The organism is Corallococcus sp. BB11-1, from assembly GCF_026626625.1.
Classification (GTDB): domain Bacteria; phylum Myxococcota; class Myxococcia; order Myxococcales; family Myxococcaceae; genus Corallococcus; species Corallococcus soli.
Genome location: NZ_JAPNJY010000031.1, coordinates 521356 through 540548, shown reverse-complemented (window position 1 = coordinate 540548; position 19193 = coordinate 521356). Strand labels below are relative to the sequence as shown.

At 69.8% G+C, this 19193-nt stretch carries 16 protein-coding genes; 11 read left to right on the top strand and 5 right to left on the bottom strand.

Annotated elements, in window-relative coordinates; genetic code table 11:
• From tssI to OV207_RS28155, 3 genes are all read left to right on the top strand, one after another.
• Positions 1 to 1494: type VI secretion system tip protein TssI/VgrG (gene tssI / locus OV207_RS28165; RefSeq protein ID WP_267558146.1), on the top strand; the 1494-nt coding region annotated here is incomplete at its 5' end.
• Between the two features lie 28 nt (positions 1495 to 1522).
• On the top strand, positions 1523 to 2761 hold the full coding sequence (locus tag OV207_RS28160) for a hypothetical protein (RefSeq protein ID WP_267558145.1): 1239 nt from the start codon (positions 1523 to 1525) through the stop codon (positions 2759 to 2761).
• A gap of 19 nt (positions 2762 to 2780) precedes the next feature.
• Positions 2781 to 3809, top strand: coding sequence for a hypothetical protein (locus tag OV207_RS28155; protein WP_267558144.1), 1029 nt, complete (start codon positions 2781 to 2783; stop codon positions 3807 to 3809).
• A gap of 63 nt (positions 3810 to 3872) precedes the next feature.
• On the opposite strand, the gene OV207_RS28150 is transcribed toward OV207_RS28155, so the two are convergent.
• Entirely contained in the window at positions 3873 to 4139 is a 267-nt protein-coding gene (locus tag OV207_RS28150; RefSeq protein ID WP_267558143.1) for a hypothetical protein, read from the bottom strand.
• Positions 4140 to 4282: 143 nt separating this feature from the next.
• On the opposite strand from OV207_RS28150, the gene OV207_RS28145 reads away from it, so the two are divergent.
• Positions 4283 to 4669: a hypothetical protein gene (locus tag OV207_RS28145; protein ID WP_267558142.1), complete on the top strand. Its 387-nt coding sequence runs from the start codon at positions 4283 to 4285 to the stop codon at positions 4667 to 4669.
• 123 nt (positions 4670 to 4792) lie between these two features.
• Positions 4793 to 5206: a hypothetical protein gene (locus OV207_RS28140; RefSeq protein WP_267558141.1), complete on the top strand. Its 414-nt coding sequence runs from the start codon at positions 4793 to 4795 to the stop codon at positions 5204 to 5206.
• 78 nt (positions 5207 to 5284) lie between these two features.
• On the opposite strand, the gene OV207_RS28135 is transcribed toward OV207_RS28140, so the two are convergent.
• Positions 5285 to 7123 (bottom strand): DUF7594 domain-containing protein, encoded by a 1839-nt coding sequence (locus OV207_RS28135; protein ID WP_267558140.1) that lies wholly within the window; start codon positions 7121 to 7123, stop codon positions 5285 to 5287.
• 111 nt (positions 7124 to 7234) lie between these two features.
• On the opposite strand from OV207_RS28135, the gene OV207_RS28130 reads away from it, so the two are divergent.
• Positions 7235 to 8428, top strand: a complete 1194-nt coding sequence (locus OV207_RS28130; RefSeq protein ID WP_193428965.1) for an LLM class flavin-dependent oxidoreductase — start codon at positions 7235 to 7237, stop codon at positions 8426 to 8428.
• A gap of 122 nt (positions 8429 to 8550) precedes the next feature.
• Positions 8551 to 9651, top strand: coding sequence for a ferrichrome ABC transporter substrate-binding protein (locus OV207_RS28125; protein ID WP_267558139.1), 1101 nt, complete (start codon positions 8551 to 8553; stop codon positions 9649 to 9651).
• Between the two features lie 17 nt (positions 9652 to 9668).
• On the opposite strand, the gene OV207_RS28120 is transcribed toward OV207_RS28125, so the two are convergent.
• Complete coding sequence (locus OV207_RS28120) at positions 9669 to 10589, bottom strand: hypothetical protein (protein WP_267558138.1); 921 nt, start codon at positions 10587 to 10589, stop codon at positions 9669 to 9671.
• A gap of 199 nt (positions 10590 to 10788) precedes the next feature.
• Between OV207_RS28120 and OV207_RS28115 the strand changes: the two genes are divergently transcribed.
• Positions 10789 to 10911, top strand: coding sequence for a hypothetical protein (locus OV207_RS28115; RefSeq protein WP_267558137.1), 123 nt, complete (start codon positions 10789 to 10791; stop codon positions 10909 to 10911).
• 207 nt (positions 10912 to 11118) lie between these two features.
• On the opposite strand, the gene OV207_RS28110 is transcribed toward OV207_RS28115, so the two are convergent.
• Both OV207_RS28110 and OV207_RS28105 read right to left on the bottom strand, forming a co-directional pair.
• Positions 11119 to 12264, bottom strand: coding sequence for a trypsin-like serine protease (locus OV207_RS28110; protein WP_324291573.1), 1146 nt, complete (start codon positions 12262 to 12264; stop codon positions 11119 to 11121).
• A 230-nt stretch (positions 12265 to 12494) separates the two neighbouring features.
• The gene (locus OV207_RS28105; protein ID WP_267558135.1) at positions 12495 to 15323 is read right to left on the bottom strand and encodes an aminotransferase class III-fold pyridoxal phosphate-dependent enzyme; all 2829 of its coding nucleotides are present in this window, start codon (positions 15321 to 15323) and stop codon (positions 12495 to 12497) included.
• 257 nt (positions 15324 to 15580) lie between these two features.
• Between OV207_RS28105 and OV207_RS28100 the strand changes: the two genes are divergently transcribed.
• From OV207_RS28100 to OV207_RS28090, 3 genes are read left to right on the top strand one after another with little or no spacing between them, the layout of a single operon-like run.
• Positions 15581 to 16501, top strand: coding sequence for a GNAT family N-acetyltransferase (locus tag OV207_RS28100; protein WP_267558134.1), 921 nt, complete (start codon positions 15581 to 15583; stop codon positions 16499 to 16501).
• Positions 16498 to 17781, top strand: coding sequence for a diaminopimelate decarboxylase family protein (locus OV207_RS28095; RefSeq protein ID WP_267558133.1), 1284 nt, complete (start codon positions 16498 to 16500; stop codon positions 17779 to 17781). Before OV207_RS28100 ends, OV207_RS28095 begins: the two co-directional genes overlap by 4 nt.
• The gene (locus tag OV207_RS28090) at positions 17778 to 19133 is read left to right on the top strand and encodes an MFS transporter (RefSeq protein WP_267558132.1); all 1356 of its coding nucleotides are present in this window, start codon (positions 17778 to 17780) and stop codon (positions 19131 to 19133) included. The genes OV207_RS28095 and OV207_RS28090 overlap by 4 nt, the downstream gene beginning before the upstream one ends.
• Positions 19134 to 19193 lie beyond the last annotated feature (60 nt).

Below are 19193 nucleotides of genomic sequence, written 5' to 3'. Positions count from 1 at the left end.
GACTTCGAGAAGCCCTCGCTGGACGTGTCCGGCAGGTCGAAGTCCTCCGAGGGCCTGGAGGCGCTGGAGCTGTACGACTATCCCGGCGGGTACGTGGCGACGGGCACGGGCAAGGCGGCGGCCCGGGTGCGCATCCAGGAGGCCACGCAGGCGTCCCTGACGCTCGAAGGGGAGGGCGTCTGTCCGCGCCTCACCTCCGGGCACCTGTTGCAGGTGGAGGACGACGGCACGCACGAGGGGCGCTACGTCGTGGTGAAGGTGGTGCACCACGGCGGCCAGCCGGAGACCCACGGGGGCCGCGAGGCGCTGGGCGGGCTGTACCGCAACCAGTTCCAGCTGATGCCCGCGAGCGTGCCCTTCCGGCCCCGGCGGCTCACGCCCCGGCACCGCATCACCGGCCTCCAGACGGCGCAGGTGGTGGGCCCGGCGGGCGAGGAGATCCACACCGACGCGCACGGCCGCATCAAGGTCCAGTTCCACTGGGACCGGGAGGGCCAGCGGGACGACAAGGCGTCCTGCTGGGTGCGCACCAGCCAGGCGCTGGGCGGCCCCGCGTGGGGCGCGCTCGTCCTGCCGCGCATCGGGCAGGAGGTGGTGGTGCGCTTCCTGGAGGGCGACCCCGACCGGCCGCTGGTCGCGGGCTCCGTCTACAACGGCGCCAACGCGACGCCCTACGCGCTGCCGGACGAGAAGACGAAGAGCACCCACAAGAGCGCCTCCAGCAAGGGCAGCGACGGCTTCAACGAGCTGCGCTTCGAGGACGCCAAGGGCCAGGAGGAGGTCTTCCACCACGCGCAGAAGGACCAGGACCTGGTCACGGAGAACGACAAGGACCAGGAGGTGCGGGCCTTCGAGGACCTGCTGGTGAAGAAGGACCGGGCGCGCACCGTGGAGGGGCACCAGCGATTGGACGTCTATCGCGATGACGTGAGCGTCATTGAAGGTGACCAGACCCTGCGGGTACAGGGGCACCGCGACACGGTCACGACGGCGCTCCATGACGAGTCGGTCGAAGGCCATCAGTCCGTGACCGTGGGCCGGGGCAGGGGCCTCTTTGTCACCTACGGCGTCATGGAGAGCGTGGGGGCGGTGAAAGCGGTCACCATTGGTGGGGGGCTCCTGCTCAACGTGGGCCTGGCCAGCAACGAGGCAACGGGAGGCATGAAGACCGTGGAGGTAGGCGGTGCCCTCACCGAGGATGTCGTCGGCAGCCGCCAGGAAACGGTCTCAGGGGACAAGCAGCGCAAGGTGGGCGATGAGGAGCGGATGAGGATTGACGGTCACTGGACGAACACGACCGGCAAGGACCTCACGGAAAAGGTAGGCGCCCTGACGGACATCACGGTCAAGGGCAATGCGACCTGGATGGCGAAGACATTCGAACTCAAGGCCGAAACGTTGACGGTCAGCGTCAACAACAAGCTGGCCATTCGCCTGAAGAAGTCCGGCAGCGTCGAGTTCTTTGGCAAGACCATCACCCTCGAAGAATCCTGAGCCAAGGCGAAGCCCTGGAGGGAGTCTCATGAAGCTGAAGGCGAGTGGGAAGATCCGCAAGGAGTCCGCGGGTGCTTCGCCCGACACCGCGAAGCGGAAGAAGGTCAAGCAGGAGGAGCCGCAACACACACGGCTCTCCATCGAGGAAATCCGCTTCGTTGGAAACAATCCCCTTGATAAGGATACAGAGGGCCCTTTTCGCGAGCCGGAGTGGCAGCGAGGCCGCTCCGCCAGAAAACAGTCGCCCATCTGCTACACCCGTAAGGAGGCGGCGCGTCTGGTCTGCACCTTCCGTGTGACCAAGGCTCCCAGTCAGGAAGAGTTTGTCGAAATCAAGGGGACGTGCAGCCCGGGAGGTGTGCAACTCGAGTGGGTGGCTCAAATCGCTGTCCGTCCCGCGGACAAGACCGTCAGCACGGCTCCCCTCAACAGCAGCGTGGAACTGCCGGACATCATTGCCTGCTTCGATCCCCTGGAAATCACCTGGCAGGCCCAGGCAGAAGGGCAGGGCTGGGAGCCCGCCGGCAGTAGCAGTCACCTGCTCTATCTGGTGCTCGCGCCTCCGATGGTCGCCCCCCTGTATTGGTCGCTGGTGGATATCTCCTGCCGAAGTGCGCATGGAAAGAAGACGGCGGACGAACTGGCCGACGTCATCTTCACGCCCTTCCGCAGCATGAGCGTGCGACGCAAGCGGGATGGCAAGTCCCTCACCTATTGGAATCCTGAAACCACGACGGCCACCAATACCCGGCAGTTGTTGAGTCAGCAAGATGGCAGCGGCCAGTGTGGCTCCTGGGCTGAATTCCTGGTGGACATGTTCAAGGCGCACGGGCTCCAGGATGCGTCCAAGGTCCTCGTGGTTTGTGACTTGGACCGTTCGGACAAGAGTCTGCAGGGCTTCCTAGTCAAGCATTGGGCCTTCACGGGGGCGGGCTCCCTGCGTGGTCGGACCGCTCAACTGGATCCAAAGCTCTACGGCGCCCATACCGCCAGCTATACACACGAGATGAACGATGACTGTACACAGTTGATGGGGGCGGCAGGCCAGGGAAATCCTGAACCGCCTCCCGCCTTCTATAACCACTTCATCGTGGTCCGCGGAAATCGCTTCTATGACCCGTCCTATGGCACGACCTTCACCACCCAGCGGCTCTGGGAGGAGGGCTCCATTGATGGCCTGTACATCAGCTTTCGCGTGAACTGGTGCAGTCGTTTGGGGTTGGAGCGGCTGGAATTCTGGAACCTGAGGACCCAGACGCGCATCTAGGTGGAACCGGAAGAGATGAATGCTGGTTGACGGAAATAAGCGATGGATGCTGTTCGCGGGGCTGTTGATGGCCACCGCCCTGCTGGGCTGCCACGGAAGGGGCAAGATGTCCGCCAACGAAGTGAAACTATCGACGGTCCCCGTCAAACTCGATGCGCCACTCCAAGATGCCCGGCTTGTCAACGCCGGCTCACGTGTGCGGTTGCTGCTGTCCACCACGAAGAAGCTCAACCCCATGCGCAGCGAGACTGCGCTTCATTCCATGGCGCCGGAAGGATCGGGTGAGCCGCTTGCTCCGTTCATGGTCATCCCTCAGTTGCTCCCTGTCCCTCCGAACTGGGATGTCTCCTGGGCTGCAGGGGAGGGCTATCGCATCGCGTACCAGATGGCGGGCGGCGCTCTGGATTCCATTCAGATGAGGAAGGAGCACGAGGAGGGGGTCATGGCGCTCACGGACAGCGCTCCGCTCACAGGCTTCAGCCGTCCCCGCTTCTTTCGGGGAGATGCCCAGGCCCCCCAACGGATTTCCATGATCGCGGACAATGAGCATGCCGTCGCTTTCGATATTCCCCCGGCCCCTAGACCCCGTGGTGCACGGAAGTTGGGGGCCTGCGAGAACGCAGTGGCGATTGCGCTGGTGAAGGGCTTCGGTTTGTTTTGCAAGGCGCCCGGATCGGGGGGGGCGCGCAATGACACGATTCCCGGGACGCTCCAATACGTGCGCTTGGGAGCGGAATGGGAGGCGTCGGCGCCCACGCAGGACCTGCTCACCGGCCAGCCTGTGTTCGAGTTCGACGCCGAGCGATTGGATGATGCGCGGCTGATGGTCTTCGCCTTGACCCAGGCGGGCCCCGTGCTGCTGGTGCTCTCCACCGCGGGGGTCCCCGAGCGCCTGTCGCGGGTCGCCGTGGATGCGAATTTCGTGCAACTGAGTCGCCCCTCCATCTTGATGGCGGACGGTAAAATCCATTTTTCGCTCTTGGAGAATCCTGGCTCGAAGGCCGTGCGCGTCCACACGGGACAGGTGCTCACGACGGCGATCCCGTGATGCTTGATGGACGGGGGGCGGACCGCGGAGCAGGTGACGGGCGGCTCCTTCGCGCGGACGGACTCAGTGCCGCAGCGCGAGGAGGATGAACGTCGGCACCGCGGCGACGAGCACGCCCGCTCCGAGCGCGAGCATCTTCTGGACGAAGAACAGGTCCTCCAGCGTCGCCACCAGCGCGCCCTCCAGCCGGTCGATGGCCAGCGTCTCCAGCTCCCGCACCGCGGAGGGGACGTCCGGCGCCGTCAGCACCGCGCGCAGGGCGCGGCCCAGGCGGAAGTCCATCATCTTCAAGAGCACGGCCGCGACCGGCTGTGAGCCCTCACCACTCATTGGGATGCCCCCTCGCGTCCAGTCTGGAAGCGATGTGGATGGGACGAAAGAGGCGTCCATTCCAGGGGGAGCGGGACTTCCTGGAGATGAAGGGTGCAGACTGCGTTCGTCGTCCCCCATTCCCTCCAAGCAGGAGACACACCATGAAGCATTGTCTGGGTATGTTCGCGGCGCTGATCCTCACGGGGCTGGTGGCCTGTGGCGGTGTGGAGTCTGGCCAGGCGCAGGAGGAGATGGGGCAGCAGTCGAGCGCCCTCACCTGTACGGCGAACTGCCCCACGGGAGCGATCACCTGTCAGGGCGCCAGCTGCTCCGCGGTCGACGGCTCCCACGTGCAGTGTGGCACCGTTATCCAGTACTGCCAGCCGCTGATCTGCTCGAAGCCCACGGCGTGCGAGAACCTCAATGGCAAGGCGTGTTCGCCCTCGGGCTCCTCGCGCGGCTGTTGCCTGGGCGGGCAGCCCACGGGCGGTTGTTACTGCACCGTCAACGGCACATGGACGTGCATGCAGTCGCCCGGGGACCCGTAGGCGGCTCCGGTCCCCGGCACCTTCCGCGTGTCGGGGACCGTTCGGATCCGCGAGAACGTTGCTTGGCTCGGGGCGCGAGGAGTGCTTGCTTCGGGGCTTCCCTTCACCTGGAAAGGAACTCCCATGCGGAACCTCATCGCTGTGTCCCTGTCCCTCTTCTCGCTCACGATGGTCGGCTGTGGCACCCCGGCCCCCGAGCCCACCCCCGCGCCTGCCCAGCAGGAGCAGGGCCTCAACGCCGTGGGCCAGGGCTGCTCCTCGGACTCCGCGTGTACGACGGGTCTGTGCTGGACCGAGTCGGACTCGTACCCCGAGTACAACCCGTACTGGATCCGCGCCGACCAGTGCACCGAGGAGTGCGGTGGCCCGGGCGACACGTACTGCCAGCAGCTCGCCGCCGAGTTCAATGCCCCCTACCCCACCCAGGCCCGCTGCATCCCGGCCCGGGGGGTGTATGACAACAACCCGTACGACCACTCGGTCTACGTGTGCGACCTGATCCCCGCCGGTCTGGGGAAGATCCACTGGGTGGAGTAGCCCCTCGCCTCATCGGATGACCCGCGCCGTCCGGAGGGCACTGCCCCCTGGGCGGCGCGGGGTGACATGCGGGCACCGTCAGTCGTTCACGTTGCTGCTGTACAGGTTGCCGCCGCCCGTGCGGACGTCATTGCTCGCGGTGGTGCCCGTCGTGGCGCTGGTGGCGAACACGACGTAGCCAGGGGAGTCGTCCAGGTCGACGACGTTGCCAGAGAAGGCGTTGTTCTCACCTGTCGCGTAACCGGTGCCGTGCGTGCGGACCTGGAAGGCATCCAGGACCTTGGGATTGCCCTGGCGGTAGCCCCGGTTGTTCCGCACCAGGGTGTTGACGCCCTTGACGTCCACGAAGCTGTCGGCGCTGTTCTCTCCAGAGATGCCCGCGCCCTGGAAGGTGCAGCCCTCCACCCGCGTGCCGTCCGCGCCCTCCTTGATGTCGATGTGCTCCGCGGTGATGCCCCCGGCGAACACCGTGGTCCGGACGACGTTGCCCACCACGACGTGCTCGTACGGGCTGCTGACGTCGGAGCCGACGTAGACGCCCTCGCCGTACTTCGCCTGATACAGGCCCGTGTCGTGGATCAGGGAGGCCTCCAGCGTGTTGTAGGAGCTGCCGTCCCGGAAGTGGATCGCCTCGTCACCCACGGAGTGGACCTCCACGGTGTGCAGCAGGTTGTGATGGCCGTTGTCGATGATGATGCCCTTCTGCGCGGTGGTGACGCGCAGGTCGCGGACCTGCCAGGAGTCGCCCGTCAGGTGCAGCCCGTAGGAGCCATCCTTGACCGAGCCGCCCTTGAGGGTGGCCGGGTTGCTGGGGTCACAGCTCTTCAGGACGATGGGGTTGGCGGGCGTGCCGCTCTGGCCCGAATAGAACAGGCCCTGGCCGCCGGGGTCGCCGCTGGTGGAGCGGTTGCCGACGTAGGTGCCGGGTGCGAGGAGGATGACGGTGCCGGGGCCCGCGGTCTTCAGGGCCGCCTGGATGGCGGCGGTCGAGGCCAGGGCATTCGCGCATGAGGACGTCCCGCCGCCGCTCAGGGTCGTCGCGGTGACGGTGACACTGCTGCCGGACGCATTGCCCGCCGCGTCCAGCGCCTGGACCGCGTAGCTGTAGGGCGTGGAAGCGGAGAGGCCGGTGTCGCTGGTGGACGTGCCGCTGACGTTCTTCAGGAACACGTTGTTTCGATGGAGCGCATAGCCGGTGACGCCCACGTTGTCGGAGGACGCGCTCCAGCCCAGGTTGATCTGACTGCTGGAGACCCCGGTGGCCGTCAGGTTCATGGGCACCGTCGGCGGCTGCGTGTCGCCCGTGCCCCCTCCGCTGGGGATGAGCTCCAGGCGGGGCCCGGTCGCGCTGCCCTCGCTGCTGACCAGCGTGGTGTACTTGCCCACGGTCTCCCGCAGTACGAAGGACACCGTTCCGTCCCCGGCCGCCTGCGCGTTCACGTAGGCCGTGACGTCGAGCGCATGGTCCATGGCGGCCGTGCCGAGCGCCACGGAGCCCACGAGGCTGCCCGCGGCGGGTTGGTTGCTCCAGGTGAGGGAGGACTCCGTCCAGCCATCCGCGGTCTGGAAGGCCTGGAGCGTCGTGTTCGAGGACGCGCTTCCGTGGACCCGCAGCAGGGCGCTCGTGACACCGGCAATCCCTGTCAGCTTGAACTTCACGAAGGCATACCGGCTCGCCCCCGTGTCTGTCTTGAGGAACAACGAGGCGGCCGAGCCGTAATTGGAGCTGGCATTGGCCTCATGGACGTAGGCGTCCTCCGTCGCCGTCAACGTCGTGAGCGCCTGCCGCTGCGCGCCCTGGGGAGGGGCCTCCTCTTCCCGCTCCGCCCCGCAGCCCGCGAACGTCAGCGCCAGTCCCGTGAGCAGCCACCGCCGGGTCCCAAGCCCCTGCGTCATTCTCCGCGTGTCCGTGCGCATGCGTCCCACCGTCCCTTTCCAGGTGAAATCAGTTTAAGCTGATTCAACCCGTGTTCGTGGAGTCCTCCTTCCTGGAGGGCGACGCGCTGTCACGGCGAGAGAGGGGACGACATGCGGCTCGATATCTTTTCGGAGATGCAGCACCCGAAGGAGCACTGGACGGGACCGGACCACGAACACCGGTTGATCCAGGAGACGCTGGAGCAGGCGCGGCTGGCGGATGAGCTGGGGTACGGCGTCTGGTGGCAGGTGGAGCACCACGGCGCGGTGGAGTTCAGCTACAGCTCGGCGCCGGAGATCATGCTCACGGCCATCGCCACGAGCACGAAGAACATCCACGTGGGCCACTCGTCGGTGCTGGCGCCGACGCGCTTCAACCACCCCATCCGCATCGCGGAGCGGTCGGCCTTCATCGACCACCTGAGCGGTGGGCGCTTCCAACTGGGGCTGGCGCGCAGCACCATCCCGGAGTGGCGCACCTTCAACATCGAGCCGGACTCCACGCGCGGGCAGATGCAGCAGTCCTTTGAGTTGCTGCCGAAGCTGTGGACGCAGGACCGCGTCTCCTGGAACAGCCCCGACATCCAGCTCAACGACGTCACCGTCATCCCGAAGCCGTACCGCAAGCCGCACCCGCCGCTGTGGCAGGCGTGCTCCAGCCCTGCCTCGTTCGAGCAGGCGGGGCGCAACGGCGTGGGGGCGCTCGGGGTGACGCTCTGGGCCTCGCCGGAGCAGGTCGCGGAGATGATCCACATCTACCGCGAGGCGCAGCGCACCCGCTGTGAGCCGGTGGGCGAGTTCGTCAACAACCAGGTCGCCTTCTTCACCTTCGTCCACTGCGCGGACAGCGAGCGCGAGGCGATGGAGAACGGCGCCGCGAAGGCCGCGGCCTGGTACACGGCGGGCTCCTTCACCTTCTTCGAAGCCAAGGACGCCTTCGTCAAGACGGCCGCGGAGCTGGAGGCGCTGGCGAAGGACCCCGCGGGCGGCGGGCTGACCGGGCAGTACGTGCGCAGCAAGAACCCGAACGCGCCCCAGTCCCAGGCGCAGCGCCTGCTGGGCCGCATCATGTCCGGCGAGAGCGTGCCGGACGAGCAGGTGTGGGAGGTGTTGAGCGGGCAGGACTCGCTCATCGTCGGGACCCAGGACCAGGTGCGCACGCGGCTGAAGCGCTACGAGGCGCTGGGCATCGACGCGCTCATGTCCTTCCACCAGGTCGGCGCCCTGACGCACGACAAGGTCATGAAGAGCATCCGCCTCACGGGGGCGCTCATCCCGGAGTTCAGGACACCTGCGGCGCCGTAGGGACGGGCGTGGGGGGCCGGGCAGCCGGGCCCTCCGTGAGAGCAGGCAGGAGAGGGTGGACCGCCCACACCCACGCCCCGCGCGGCTTCACTGTCGCGCCGGGGAGGTGCAAGCTGTTCCTTGTGTCGCGCCGCTCCCAGCTGTTCCTCCTGCTCGTGGTGTCGGTGCTGCTGCACGCGGCGCTGTTCGCCGCGCTGTCGCGCATCCCGCCCCCGGAGCGGCGCGCGGTGGCCACGAGGCCCATTGAATGGGAGGTCGTGCCTCCGGCGGAGCGGCCGGTGCCTCCTCCTCCCGCTCAGCCGCCCGAGCCCACGAACCCAGCGCCGCCCCGGCGGGCGGAGCGACCGCGGCCTTCCCCTCCGCCCCCGTTGGCGCAGGGGCCCGCCCAGCGCGCGGAGCCGCCCACGTCGCCGGAGGAGGCTCCGGCCGGCTCCGCGGAGCGACCGTCGGGGGCGGATGCGCCGGTGGCCTCCCCGCCGCTGGCCCGGGATGTTCCCCGTGCCTCGCCGCCGGACCTCATGCCTCCGGGACTCATGGGAGGCGGGCTCTTGAAGGGGCCTCCTTCGACGGGGCGCACCCTTCGCAACGACCCCGGTGAGGCTCCCGACCCGAAGGCGCTGGTGGAGCGTGAGGCGGCGGAGGTGCGTCAGCGGGTGGACGGCTGGGCCAGGGATGCGGCCGCGACGGCGCGGGCCTCGGGCGGCGCGGTGCACCCGTACTTCGCGACCCTCCAGAAGGGCTTCGCGAAGCTGTTGGTGGGGCCTCCGCCGCTGGACATGAAGCGGCTCGCCTCGCGGATGAAGCGCGAACAGGTGGACGCCATCCAGCGCTTCGGGAAGACGGGCAGCCCCATGGCCCCCGAGTCCCGGGACCTGCGCCTCGAAACGCGCAACCGCATGCAGGCGGCCGTGGAGGCCGGGCGCGCGGCGAACATGTACATGGTGGACGTCACCACGCCGGTACTCGCGCTCGCCGCCATCGTGGAGGTCCGGCAGGCGCGCGACGGCAAGCTGCTGGACCTCAAGCTGCTGGAGGGCTCAGGCGACCCGAAGTTCGACGTCTGGGCCGTGTCCCAGCTCAAGGAGGCGCTCGCCGTGGCCGACCCGCCACGGGAAGGCGCCCGGGGCGCGGGCCTCCACGAGGACGGGATGTCCAGCCGGTGGCGGCTGGAGGAGTACCTGGGCAACCCCCGCGTGCAGATCCACCTGATTGGCGTCTACTGACGCGTCCCTCCCCGCCGTCACCAGCGTCCGAGCGTGCCGACCAGGTTGCCCGTGCTGGCCTCGAACACGTCCAGCCACGTCCAGTGCGGCACGTAGACGCGGTCGCCGTGGGCCCAGATGACGGGCGGCGCGCTGCCGTCCTTGGAGCGGGGGATGGCCACGTCCCAGGTCATGGCGCCGGTGCCCAGGTCGCGCCGCACCAGCCGCACGCCGCCCTGTTCCAGTTCATAGGCGATGTAGAAGGCGTCATCGGTCAGCTCGGCGACCTCCGGGGTCTGGTCCTGGAGGGTGAGGGGATCCGTGTCCGCGACGACGCCGTGCCACAAGGGCTTCCTCGAACCCTTCTGGAACAGCGCCGCCATGGGCACGGACGTCCCGGGGCGCCGGGTGCCCGTCACGAGGATGGCGTTCTTGTTGCGGTAGATGAACGAGGGGGAGAAGCCCCGGATGTCGGAGGGCGGGTAGCTGGAGCGCTCGCAGGTGGTGGTGAGCTCCACGGGGCGGCCCAGGGAGCAGGTCTGCGGGCTCAACGGCGGCGTCGCGCAGCGCGGCGGGGCGCGGGGTGCGGGGCGGGCGGTGGCCGTCCGGGTGTTGAGGAGCAGGTGCTGTCCGTCCACCACCTCGATCCAGACCGACTCGGTGTCTCCCGGCGGAATGCAGAGCCGGCGCGGCGAATCCGACAAGGGCACGCGCCCGAGCCGCTTCCCGGTCTCCGCCTCCAGCAGGTTCACCACCCGCTGTTCGCTCATCACCAGCCGGCCTCCCTGGGCGATGACCTTCGTCGTCCGGGACGTGTCCGGCCCTTCCGCGGGCGGCGTCTCCCAGAGCTGCTCAAGCGTCCTGCCGTCGAACGCGGCCACCAGGTCCATCCCCTTGGAGGCCTCCAGCCGGCGCACGTGCCCGATGATGTCATCCGTCCCGTCCCCATTGACGTCCATGAACGCGGGAGCGGTCCTGCTGGCCCACTGGAAGTCCGGCTTGGGAGCACTCCGCTCAGCTGGCGGAGGGACCGGGGGCGGGGCCGGTGGGGCGACGGGGGGCACGACTGGCGCACGGGCCGCTTGGGAGGGCGGCGGGGGCGCCGATTCAGGCGGTGCCTTCATGATGAAGACCGCGGCCGTGCTCATGAGGAGGACCATGACCCCCGCGAGCACCACGATCACCGGGGCCGACGGCGGCGGCTTCCCCTGGGGGCCCGGAGGCAGGGAGACGGGCGGCTTCGTCTGCGCGGCTCCCAGGTCGAAGGCGATGCCGCAGTAGCCGCAGGTGTAGTGCGTCTGCCCGGGCTTGAGGGCGAAGGGCGCGTTGCAGTCTGGGCAGCGAGGCGATCTGGGTCCGGTCCGGGCCATGGGGCTGGGTCTACCATCCGCGTGGCACGGGTTGGCCCGTTGAAACACAGAAGCCCCCTTCCTCCAGCGTGGAGGAAGGGGGCTTCCGGAACTCACTTGGAGGGGTGGGTTTCAGCGACTACGGGACGGTGGCCTTGACGGACACGCCCGAGAACGCGCTGTAGCCGCGCACGGAGACGTACCAGGTGCCCGCGGCGGGGTTGTTCAGGGTGCACGTCTCCGCGTTGCCGCTCGCGTACGGACGGCAGTTGTAGGCGCTGGTGGTGGGCTGCGAGCCCTGGCGCACGTAGAGGTCCGCGTCGCCCGTGCCACCCGACTGCTCCACGGTCAGCGTGGTGGCGCCGGCGGGGACGGTGATGGCGTAGTGCACGAAGGAGTTGGACGCGCCGGACAGGCCCGTCTTGTCGAGCAGCGTCGTGCCCGGAGGAGGCGTCGTGCCGTTGATGGTGCTGTTGATCCACGACTCGAAGGACGACACGCGGCCGTACATGCCCGGGTAGCGCGAGTCCGCGCAGCCGTAGCCCCAGCTCACGATGCCCGCGAGGACGCGGGTGTTGCCCTTCATGACGGTGAGGGGACCGCCGCTGTCACCCTGGCAGGAGTCCTTGCCCGGGGAGGCCGCGGCCAGCTGGTCCGCGGAGATGACCTCGCTGGGGTACTTCGCCTGCGCCTGGGCGTTGGTCATCAGCGCCACGTCGACCGTCTGGAGCGTGGTCGGCAGCGACGAGGAGCCGCTGCTCAGCGAGCCCCAGCCCGTGACGCGCGCGATGACGCCCTCGCCCGTCACGCCCGCGGCGGCGTCCGCCGCCGTGACGATGGGGATGGCCTTCGCGTTCGCGCCGCTCAGGTCCAGCGGCGTGGACAGGCGCAGCAGCGCCGCGTCCTTGCCCACGTTGGCGTCCACGTAGCCCGGGACCACGACGACCTGGGCGACCGTGCGGACCTGCCCGTTGGTGGCCGTGCGGCTGGTGACACCCGCGACGACGCGGCCCGGCTTGCTGATGCTGCTGCCCGACTTCACGCAGTGCTGCGCGGTCAGGATCCAGTTCTCATTGAGGATGCTGCCGCCGCAGAAGTGGCTGCCGCTGGTGCTCTGCAGGGACACCTGCCACGGGTTCGCCGCGATGGTCGTCGCCGAGCCGCCGACGATCTCCTGCGTGGCGGCGGCGGGGGCCTCCTCCTTCGGGGCCTGCTCCTCACTCGCCTGCGGACCGCAACCAATGACCAGCAGCGACATCACGCTCGCGGTAGCCCAGCCACGCATGATCCGACCAGAAAGCATGTGAACCTCGTTTAAAAGGGATTTTTTGGAACGGGCGCATTCTGGAGGAGCCAGGAGCTGCTTGTAAACTCCCCAAGACGTTTTTTTATCGCAACCCAATGACTACAGTATGTTTCATCAGGTCTCATCCGTTGACGCTGCTCGGTCACTTCCAGGATGGAATCCTGGAGAGGGTTTTGACTCGGAGGTCTGGTGGCACCCGGATCCGGGGCTCACGCGGAGGGCGGCAGCAGGTCCAGCGGCTGCGTGACGACCTCTCCTCGCAGCTCCACCCAGGCGCCGAAGGCGGCCCGGCCTTCACGGAGGGCGCGCTGTTCGGCCTGGAGGGCGCGCTCCATCAAGTGCTCTTCCTGGAGGACCGCGAGCACCTCGGCGGAGGCGTGGTAGTCGGCGGCCGTGCCTCCGGCCGTCGTCAGCCCGAGGTTCGGGATGCGCAGGAAGTCGTTCCCGTCGCGAGGCAGGAAGGCGATGCCGTGCTGGGGCAGGCCTCCGTAGACGACGTAGTCCGGCTCCAGGGCCGTGCGCTGGAACGCGAAGAAGGTGCCGGCGCGGCCTCCCGCCGTGTCCAGCTCATCCGCGATGAGCGGCAGCCGGAGCTCATCCGCGAGCGCCCTCAACCGGCGCAGGAACTCCGGGCGGTAGACGCGCAGCTCGCGTCCGGTCCGGAGCGACTCCAGGTAGACGGCCCCCAGCGGATGCTCCGGATGGCTCGCCAGGTGGCGGATCCGTGCGAGCGCGGCGTGCTCGTCCGCCTCCATCCGCGACGACGCCCGTTCGTCGTGGAGGTCGGCGGGGCGGAGCGTGACGTCCGGAAGCGCGTAGGCGGCCAGGGAGGCGGCGCCGGCCCGCAGCGCGTGCGCCTCCGAGCGGAGCGCGGCGCCGGGACCCCGTCCCGCGCCCCTGCTCCCCAGGAAGAACGCGGGCCGGGGCTCTCCGGCGGCGCCCGCGCCCATCCGGCGGAGGCCCAGCTCGCGCGCGATTTCAAACATGCACCGCAGCGCCTCTGCTGAATCGTTGGCGGGCTCCACGGGGTGCAGCCCCGGCACGGCGTCCCGGAGCGCCTTCTCGAAGCGGGTCCTCGCCCGGGAGGGTGAGTCTTCTCCCAGCGCGAGGGAGCGGTTCTGCCCCGCGTCCAGCAGCGCCTGGAGCGTGAACGCGCCGCGACGAAACGCGGGATGCTCGGCGTGGAGCACCGGCACATGGCCCCGGGGCGGCGCGGGCCGCACCACGCCCTTCGCGACCACGGCCGCGAGCGACTCCAGCGCCCCCGTCATGGCCTGCCTTCCCAGGGCTCGCACCAGACGGTAGGCCAGCACCTCCGCCTCTCGCGTGAAGGGCAGGTTCGCTCCTGTCTGGCGGAGCTGTTCGACCCAGGGGCGCAGCCGCGGGTCCAGGTCCCCGGCGGACAAGCCCCCCCGCACCATCAGCGTGGCGAGCGCGACCTGCCGGGCATCGAAGTCGACGGGGCCGGGCTCCAGGTGGGGTTGTTCCTCGCTCAGGTCGAAGGGCTCCCCCAGGACGTTCGCGAGCAGCTCCACCGGAGGGACACCTCCACCAACCTCCTGCCACCGGCTGGCGACCCAGAACATCCGCGCGAGCGCATCCGCCGTGATGTCGAGCGCGAAGTGCATGCGCTCACGCACCAGGGGCTCGCGCTCCCCGAACGGGATGGGCGAGTCGGGATTCTTGATGATCAGGTAGGTGACTTCCGGGGGGCGGCGCCAGTTCAGCATCGCTCCGGCGACGCCCACCTCGCGGGGGTGGCCATGCCATTGCTGGATGGTCCCCAGCAGCTGGGAGACCCGCCGCCCCACCACCGTGGCGCGCTCCACCAGCCGCTCCTCCTCCAGGACGCGGAGGACCCGCGCTGCCTTCAGGAAGTCCACCGGGTGCGCGACGCCGACGTCATCCCCCAGGCTGTCGATGCGCTGGGCTTCCTGCTGTCCCGGCCGCTCCACCGCCGCGATGCCGTTGACCTGGAGGCCCTTGGCGAACGTGACGAAGTCGGGGACGAAGTCGAAGTGTTCGTACGCGAAGAAGCGGCCCGTGCGCCCGCCACAGGTGAGGACCTCGTCCGCGATGATGGGCACCGCCAGGGCGTCCGCCAGGGTCCGGAGGCGCCGCAGGAAGTCCGCGCGAAAGGTCAGCACGCCGCCAGGCCCCTGCGTGACCTCGATCAGGATGGCACCCAGCGGCGTCCTCGCATCCGAGGCCAGCTCGCGGATCCGCTCCAGGGCCTGCTCCTCCAGGGCGTGGACCTCCCGCAGGCGCGCTTCCGTGGGCTCGGAGCCGTCCAGCGCGGGCGACGTCATCCGGTACGGCGAGGGCCCGACCTTGCGGAGGTCCGGCCACCCCATGAAGTTCATCTCCCGCGACGGCCCCCGGCCTCCTCCATAAGAGCGCGTGAAGAAGGCCACCCCCGGGCTGGGGGCTTCTCCCGTGCCGCGAGCGTGGGGCTGGAGCCGCTTCTCGCCGCAGCGCCGGGCAATCTCATACACCGCGTTGACGGCGTCGCTTCCGCTGCCGGTATAGGTGAGGACCCGGAGGCTCGGCGCGAAGCGAGCGAGCGCCGCCTCGAAGCGCGCCCGCGTCGCGTCAGGGGCTTCCCCAACGTCCACCTGCCGTGCCGCGGGACCGGAGACCGCGAGCTGCTCCAGCAGGAACCGCCCTTCGCTGAAGGCGCGGTGGCCGTGGGTCAGGAGCGAGAGGCCCCATTCGCGGTGCGCGTCGTACGCGTCGCGGCTGAGGTCCTTTCGCGGCCTGCCGTCGTCCAGCAGCTCACCCACCAGCGCGCTGTCGGCCGCCAGGCCCAGGTCCCGCAGCGCGGTCGCCAATCCTTCCAGGGCGGCGCGGACGCCTGCCTCTCCCAGGACCTCCGCGACCCGCGCATACGCGGAGCCCGGACCGTCCGAACGACGGACGAGCGGAAGGAGCCCCCGCACCGCCTCCCTGAGCGGCGGGGCCAGCGACTCCAGGGACACGCCTCCTTCGACCGCCAGGAGCCCGCGCGCGGCGGCCTCGGCGGAAACCCCGTCTGGCATTGCCTGCCCCAAGCCCATTGCCGACACCATCCCCGCTGCTCGTGGATGCGTCGCACCGGTCCCATCCCCGGTGAAACACGCGGAACGCGACCGTGTTCATATCACCCGCGACGTGCTCCCGGCTCCAGGCGCCTCCCCCGCCTCCCCAGTGGCCGGACGTGCGGACGGACTGGTCGCGTGAACGAGCGGCCCCTTATAGTCGCCTGGCTCGCGTGTCCGAGCCTGAGCCCGAGAACCCCCGTCGGCGCGGAGCCCGCATGTTCGACATCCTCCCGGTCCAGACGACCGCCGAGCGCGGCCGGTACGTGGCCGTCCGCAACCAGATCCACCCCGACACGCCCATCTCGCTGGAGGAGCACTTCTCCGACTCGCGTCAGGACGACCGCATCGACCTGCTCGCGGTGCGGGACGGAATCCCCGTGGGGACGGCCACCGCCCGGCGCTACCACGACAACCGCGACGCCCAGGTCGCCTTCGTGAGCGTCCGCGTGCTGAGGCCGCACCGCCGCCACGGCGTCGGCTCGGCGCTGTTCGCCGCCGTGTCGGAGCACGCGGCGCGGATTGGCCGGACCGGGCTCTACACCCTCGTGCGACGCGATGACGCCGACTCCCAGGCCTTCCTTTTCAAGCGCGGCTTCGATGAGGCGCTCCGCGTGGAGGAGGTGGCGCTCGTGCTCGAACAGGCGCGGGTGGAGGCCTCCGTTCCGCAAGGCGTGCGGCTGGTGCCCCTGACTCCGGCGCTGGACGCCGTCGTGCACCCGGTCGCCACGGCCATCGACCCGGACATCCCGAGCGCGGAGCCTGTCGCGGCGCTCCCGCTGGACGCCTGGCGGCGGCGGATGTTCGGTCCCGGCGCGCGGCGCGACCTGTCCTTCGTCGCGTTCGCGGGCGAGGAGGTGGTCGGCTACGCGCTCCTGTCCGAGTCCGGGCCGGGCGTCGCCGAGCACCTCATCACCGGCGTGCGGCGGGACTGGCGCCGGCGCGGCGTGGGACAGGCGCTCAAGGCCGCGCAGCTCCGGGGCGCACAGGCCGCCGGGTTCCGGGAGCTCCACGCGGAGGTGGAGTCGGAGAATGCCGCCATGCGGCGGCTGTACGCGCGGCTGGGCTACACGCCGCGATTGACGTGGTTGCACCTGCGCGGCCCCCTGGTGCGCGCGCGAGGAGACGCTCGTCCATGACGACCATTGATGGGCTCGCGCTCGCGCGGGAGTTCGGGACGCCGCTGCACGTCATCGACCGCGAGGCGCTCCTCCAGAATGCCCGCACCCTGAAGCAGGCCTTCGAGCGCGGCTACGCGCCGACGGAGGTCTACGTCTCCTTCAAGACCAACCCCGTCCCCCAGGTGCTGGGGCTCCTGTACGCGGAGGGCATTGGCGCGGAGGTGGTCTCCGCGTTCGAGCTGTGGCTCGCCGGGGAGCTGGGCATCCCGACGGCACGGACCGTGGTCAACGGTCCCGGCAAGCGGCCGGAGTTCATCGACCGCTGCGCGGCCACGGGCGTCCGGTTGTTCAACGTGGACTCGCTCGGTGAAGTCGACCGGGTGGGGGAGGCCGCCGCCCGGCATGGCCGCGAGCTGCGGCTGGGGTGCAGGGTCCGCCCGACGCGGGGCTGGAAGAATCAGTTCGGCCTGGAGCCGGCGCAGGTGCTGGTCGCGGCATCGCGGATCCGCCAGCACCCGCTGCTGCGCTTCGAGGCGCTCCAGGTGCAGGTGGGGAGCAACCTCGCCGATGCGCGCTCCTACGTGCAGGCCATCCGGGACCTGGCGGCGCTCGCGTCCCAGCTGCGGCGCGAAGCTGGCGTCACGCTGTCCACGCTGGACCTGGGCGGCGGCTTCGGCGTGCCCTCCGTGGAGCGCATGACGCGCTGGGAGGCGGCCTACAGCTTCCTCATCCCGGGTGAGACGCCCCACTTCCTGCGGACGCCGCCGGTCCAGCCCATCGACGCCGTGGCGGGAATCATCGGTGAGGCCCTGCGCAAGGAGTTCAGCGCCCACTCCCTGCCCCTGCCCACCCTCGTCGTCGAGCCGGGGCGCGCGTTGCTGGGCGAGGCGCAGACGCTGCTCATCGAGGTCCTGGACGTGAAGGCGTTCGAGGGCAGCACCTACGCCATCACGACCTGCGGCCCTTCGACGGGGGCCCGTCCGCTGCTGGGCGAGCGTCATCCCATCTCGCTGCTCGGGGAGCCCCGGGCCCGCCGCCGCCGCTACACCCTGGCGGGCCCCCTCTGCACGCCAGCCGACGTGTTCGCGGAAGGCGTGGAGCTGCCCGAACTGAAGGTGGGCGACGTGCTGGCGATCGCGGGGGCGGGGGCCTACTTCCTGTCGTATGAGAGCGCCTGGGCCTTCCCCCGCTCCGCCGTCGTCATGGTCGATGCGCAGGGCGAGGCCCGGTTGATTCGCAGGCCCGAGTCCTTCGAGGAGATGGTGGCCCGCGACCTTCCGGGTCGCTCGAAGCCATGACCGCCTCCCCCCAGGGTGGCCCCGAGGTGCCCACGTCGGGCGGGCTCCTGTCCCGCGCCGTGGTGGGGCTCTGGCTGTCCATGCTGACGAGCTGGTTTGGCGGCGCGGTGCTCACGTTCGCCATCGGCGTCGCGCTCTATGAGCGGACCGGCCAGGTGACGCCGGTGGTGCTCACGCAGCTCTTCGCCATCGCGCCCGGGCTCATCCTGTCGCCCATCGCGGGCCACCTGACGGACCGGGTGGGGCCGCGGCGGCTGATGGGGCTGGAGCGGGTTTCGTGGTCGGCGTTCAGCCTGATGCTGGCGTTCGTGTTCCTGGAGTCGGAGGTGGCGCTCTGGGCCATGTACCTGGCCGTCGCCGGGCACTCCGCCTTCGAGTTCATCCAGTCCCCGCCGTTGATGGCGCTGCTGGCGCACGGGGCCCCGTCCCGGGAGCTGACGCGGCGCAACGGGGCGATGCAGGTCGCCATCGCGCTCAGCGAAATCCTGGGGCCGCTCACCTGCGGCTTCCTGCTCGCGCCCCTGGGGCTGACGGCGCTGGTCTGGATGAACTTCGGCCTGAGCCTGACGGCGGTCGCCGCGCTGGCGATGGTGCCCCGGACGAAGGTCCCCATCCCCCCCGCCGTGGCGGCGCCGCGAAGGCTCGCGAGCTTCCGTGACCTGGGCCACACCTGGAGCTTCCTGGGGGGGCTGCCGGGGCTGCGCTCCTTCCTGGCGCTGGAGCTGGCGTGCAACGCCGCGATGAACCTGCTGGTGGGCTTGATTGGCCCCATGGTCCTCTCGCTGGCCAGCGCGTCCGTGCTGGGCCGCGTGGTGGCGGCGGCGGGCGTGGGCGCGCTGGTCGCGAGCGTGGGCATGGTCGCGGTGGAGGGCCCGTCACGGCGGGTCCGGCCCGTCCAGGTGATGTGCATCCTGTCGGGGCTCGTCCTGGTGCTCACCGGCTGGACGAAGAGCCCGTGGCTCATCGGGGCCGCCGCGTTCACGCTGCTGGCCCTGCGCACCCTCTCCGTCGCCTATGGCCAGAGCGTGTGGCAGCAGCTCATCCCACCGGACCGGCAGGGGCGGGTGTTCGCGGCGCGGCAGACCGTCTTCATCTTCGCGGGGCTGCTGACCTATGCGGCCATGGGGCCCCTGGTGGATTGGGTCTTCGAGCCGCTGCTGATGCCCGGGGGGGCGTGGGCCTCCACCGTGGGAGGTGTCATCGGGGTGGGGCCCGGACGGGGCATCAGCGTGCTGGTGCTGCTGATTGGCGTGGGCATCGCGCTGGTGGGCGGGGTGTCGCTGTTCGTGCCCCGACTCCAGCACCTCGACCAGGCATCCGAGGCACGCCCCGCGTCACCGGGCGCGGTTTGAAGTCGCGCGCGGCGGTACGGTAGGTTTCAGCCCCGTTCCCTCCGACACAGGTGCCGGCCC

Bases quoted from the DNA above. Each gene is read 5' to 3' on its own strand.
- OV207_RS28105 (WP_267558135.1), bottom strand. From the start codon at position 15,323: ATGCCAGACGGGGTTTCCGCCGAGGCCGCCGCGCGCGGGCTCCTGGCG.
- OV207_RS28100 (WP_267558134.1), top strand. From the start codon at position 15,581: ATGTTCGACATCCTCCCGGTCCAGACGACCGCCGAGCGCGGCCGGTAC.
- OV207_RS28140 (WP_267558141.1), top strand. From the start codon at position 4,793: ATGCGGAACCTCATCGCTGTGTCCCTGTCCCTCTTCTCGCTCACGATG.
- OV207_RS28115 (WP_267558137.1), top strand. From the start codon at position 10,789: ATGACCCCCGCGAGCACCACGATCACCGGGGCCGACGGCGGCGGCTTC.
- OV207_RS28150 (WP_267558143.1), bottom strand. From the start codon at position 4,139: ATGAGTGGTGAGGGCTCACAGCCGGTCGCGGCCGTGCTCTTGAAGATG.
- OV207_RS28120 (WP_267558138.1), bottom strand. From the start codon at position 10,589: ATGGACGTCAATGGGGACGGGACGGATGACATCATCGGGCACGTGCGC.
- OV207_RS28110 (WP_324291573.1), bottom strand. From the start codon at position 12,264: ATGCGTGGCTGGGCTACCGCGAGCGTGATGTCGCTGCTGGTCATTGGT.
- OV207_RS28090 (WP_267558132.1), top strand. From the start codon at position 17,778: ATGACCGCCTCCCCCCAGGGTGGCCCCGAGGTGCCCACGTCGGGCGGG.
- OV207_RS28145 (WP_267558142.1), top strand. From the start codon at position 4,283: ATGAAGCATTGTCTGGGTATGTTCGCGGCGCTGATCCTCACGGGGCTG.
- OV207_RS28095 (WP_267558133.1), top strand. From the start codon at position 16,498: ATGACGACCATTGATGGGCTCGCGCTCGCGCGGGAGTTCGGGACGCCG.
- OV207_RS28160 (WP_267558145.1), top strand. From the start codon at position 1,523: ATGAAGCTGAAGGCGAGTGGGAAGATCCGCAAGGAGTCCGCGGGTGCT.
- OV207_RS28130 (WP_193428965.1), top strand. From the start codon at position 7,235: ATGCGGCTCGATATCTTTTCGGAGATGCAGCACCCGAAGGAGCACTGG.
- OV207_RS28135 (WP_267558140.1), bottom strand. From the start codon at position 7,123: ATGCGCACGGACACGCGGAGAATGACGCAGGGGCTTGGGACCCGGCGG.
- OV207_RS28155 (WP_267558144.1), top strand. From the start codon at position 2,781: ATGCTGGTTGACGGAAATAAGCGATGGATGCTGTTCGCGGGGCTGTTG.